Annotated in this window: 2 protein-coding genes; one reads left to right on the top strand and one right to left on the bottom strand. The window is 37.0% G+C overall.

What is annotated here, in order from left to right; all coding sequences use genetic code 11:
* The coding region (locus WQ54_RS17520) for a group II intron maturase-specific domain-containing protein (protein WP_331435134.1) at positions 1 to 386 on the top strand (386 nt) is incomplete at its 5' end.
* Between the two features lie 410 nt (positions 387 to 796).
* On the opposite strand, the gene WQ54_RS17515 is transcribed toward WQ54_RS17520, so the two are convergent.
* Entirely contained in the window at positions 797 to 2,209 is a 1,413-nt protein-coding gene (locus tag WQ54_RS17515) for a NucA/NucB deoxyribonuclease domain-containing protein (RefSeq protein ID WP_046585911.1), read from the bottom strand.
* Between the last annotated feature and the right edge of the window lie 1,068 nt (positions 2,210 to 3,277).

Below are 3,277 nucleotides of genomic sequence, written 5' to 3'. Positions count from 1 at the left end.
AGTCTAGGATACGACAGATCACATCTCGTTCAAAACCTAGTCCTATGGAAGTTAGAATTGAAAAACTAAACCAATATCTAACAGGGTGGTGCGGATACTTCGCTTTAGCTGATACACCAAGTAAGTTCAAAGAATTTGAAGAGTGGATAAGAAGAAGACTTCGTATGGTTGAATGGAAACAATGGAAAACACCTAAAACAAGAGTTAGAAAACTAAAAGGTTTAGGTGTTCCTGATAACAAGGCATACGAATGGGGAAACTCAAGAAAGAAATATTGGAGAATCGCCTGTAGTCCAATTCTACACAAAACCCTTGATAACTCCTATTGGAGTTCCCGTGGGCTTAAAAGTTTATATCAAAGATATGAATTTCTACGTCAAACTTAATTGAACCGCCGTATACCGAACGGTACGTACGGTGGTGTGAGAGGTCGGGGGTTAGTCACCCCCTCCTACTCGATTGTGGTTCGTTGAAATAACGGATTAGTAGGTAAAGAAAAACTCAGATGTTACTGAATATTCTTTTTGAAATAAAATGAACCTTTTTGCTTTCCGATTTGTATTGTTATAAGGAAAGTGAAGGGGGGAGTAAAAAGGGGATTGGTTGGATCATTTCATTAATTGTTGCTGGTATTTTGGCTCAGATTGAATTGATTATTTGTAGGTTAGGATGTAAACTAGGAAAATGGCTAGACAAAAAACGCAACCAATTAAGATTGCGTTTTACAAGCTATTCCAACTATATGTGAGTGACTTTTATGAATAGAAGGCAACATACACTTTAATTATGAATATTATTACTCATTAAATCCTATATAAAATGAATCTTTGTGTAAAATTCGATTATATGCATACCATGCTGCAAGCCAGCGCCCATGAGTATTGTTTGCATCTCTGGGAATGTATCGTACAGAAAACCTGCCATCACCCTTGCCGGCTCCTTCATATGTGCTGGCAAAAGGAAATTCATCGCATTCATATCCTTCCGGCTTATTGAGATTCTTACATGCTTGATTTTTGGCATTGGTATTCTTGTTATATTGTTCTCTGTCATATGCAGAATAAATTCGAGTGAGTGGAGGCTTAGGCTCCATCCCTGGGATTAAGCTCCCTTCAGAGGTCAAGGCGTCTTTATGATGCTGAAAAGCTTCTTTCATAATATTAAAGTACGGATCATTCATATCATAGGTAAAGGTAGGTATGAAATTCGCAAAGATAGCCCCTTCTCTTTTAGAAAAGCCAGGAGTAAACAGATAATCGGCTGAGTCCATTCGAATGGTTTCTTTTGGACCATCATTCGTCAGAGGAGGATATTTTTTACTAGGTGGATCTACAGTTATTCTTGGCCACATATCCATGTAACTTACCTGATCCTTATTATTATTCGTAATTGGTGGGGCATCAGATGTAATATAAAACTGGTAATGACTGCTTGATTCCCAGTTTGCCAATGTTCTTGTGACATTTTCATCCGCACCGATGCAATCACGGATTTCAGAAATACCGTCACATTCCGTGCTGAGGGTAACTTTTGAACCTCGCCATCCTTTGCTGTCAAAGTCTGTATCAATATCGTCTATTGTATAATTGTAAGTAACTCCCCGAAATCCGTTATATCCATTTGCAATAACGGTTACTCGAAAGGCAACCCAGTCACAACCAAATGGAAACCAACTTGGACCACATCCGGCTGGATCGCTATACACAACGTAGCTCGACCAACATTGAGAATAACGGTTTTTAATCCAACCTGATGCTGCCTTTTCATTCTCCACACAGGAATCAAATGTTATATCATCGTACTGAAATGAAGGGGGGGTCCAATCATCTCCATCTGAAGCAGTAATGGAATTCTTCATAACGGAATCTTTTCCCTTATCTGTCCTTTCCTTCATTATCGTAACCGCATTTTTCTTAACCTCTGAATTCATTTGCTCCAGCATTTGTTCTCTGGGGCTATGCTTTTGACTTGATATTAGCCCTAATGTTTCCGGAGATTTCCCTTGTTTCAGTTGGCTAATAACTTCATCTGCTTTTTCGGGATCACTCGTTGGAATAAAATATAATTCTGGTTTCGTTTGATTGATTTCATTTTTTTCTTTTTCCGTAACTTCTGAAGAGGAATTTACTTTAGCCTCCATTTCAACTGGAGCGGCAAAAAACATGCATAACGTGAAAAGTAAGGCTGCAAATTTGTAGTACTTTTTCATTATCCTTCCTCCATTTCTTATTTCCAAAAAAAATCAGTATGAAACCTCGCACCATGTAAAATAACTTTTTTCATTACCCCAAAGCAGGAAGTTTTTTTGCATTAACACTTTCATTAATTATAAGTAATAACCTAAATTATAAATTTCTATTTTTTATCACTCTCCCCCATATGGTAAAATATTACAAAATGATTATATTATATATATAATAATTTCATAAGGGGATAAATTACTGTATATTCCTAATCTATTTCTCCATATTAGAACTTTCTTCATATCACAATTTGCTTAGAGTTTTTTTCCCCTAATAAATTGTTGATTTGAAAAAAATCGTGGTGTTTATAAAAAAGATGCGTTGTTTAAAATAAAGTCATGATGTTTATAAAAAAGTTGTGAAGCTTTCCCCTACACCGTTTTGAAATAATCGAACCGTTTGTAAATGTTTGATCAAAAATCCTGTATTGCAGGATTTTTTTATTAAGCAAACGGGCCATATAGTTGTGCGAAACGTTTCTAACCTAACTTGGGAGTGGTCACATTACCCAGATAAAAGTTAGACAATTCCTTCTGGAATTGAAGGATTATATCGAAGAGTCAAATGAAAGAGTAACGCCTTGAAGGGCTCTCTCTGCGTCGAATAGTACTTGATTTAGTAAGAATGATAGTGTTATAAGCTCGGCAAAGAAGGCGTAAGAATTTACCGTATCAGTTCGGCTGACGAAAGCCTACCCGAGGGGGTGGTGTAAATCATGATGCTTGAGTTGAATGAGTAAGGTGAGAATGCAAAAGAACCTACAGTAAAAGGTTAAGCTAACGAACTTCTGAATGTACGGGTCTAGAATGGCAATACATAGAAATGTGTATATCACCTAATGTGAGGTTAGCAGTGGATGAGTAAGACTGATTAATATGAAAATCCATGATATGTTACAGGCATATGAACGGCTAACAGGCTTACAGGAAGCACCTAAGTTCATTCCATAATAGATATAATTCAACGTTGTAAGCTGATACCGTGGAGGGCTTACTCCCTATGAAGCGTTGGTAAGGAAAGCAATAGTGAGAATA

The sequence above is a fragment of the Bacillus sp. SA1-12 genome (assembly GCF_000981385.1).
Lineage (GTDB): Bacteria > Bacillota > Bacilli > Bacillales > Bacillaceae > Metabacillus.
Note: the sequence above shows the minus strand (reverse complement) of the source record. Positions and strands in the feature narration are given on the sequence as shown.

Excerpts from the sequence above, each read along its gene's own strand:
- WQ54_RS17515 (WP_046585911.1), bottom strand. The coding sequence starts at position 2,209 with ATGAAAAAGTACTACAAATTTGCAGCCTTACTTTTCACGTTATGCATG.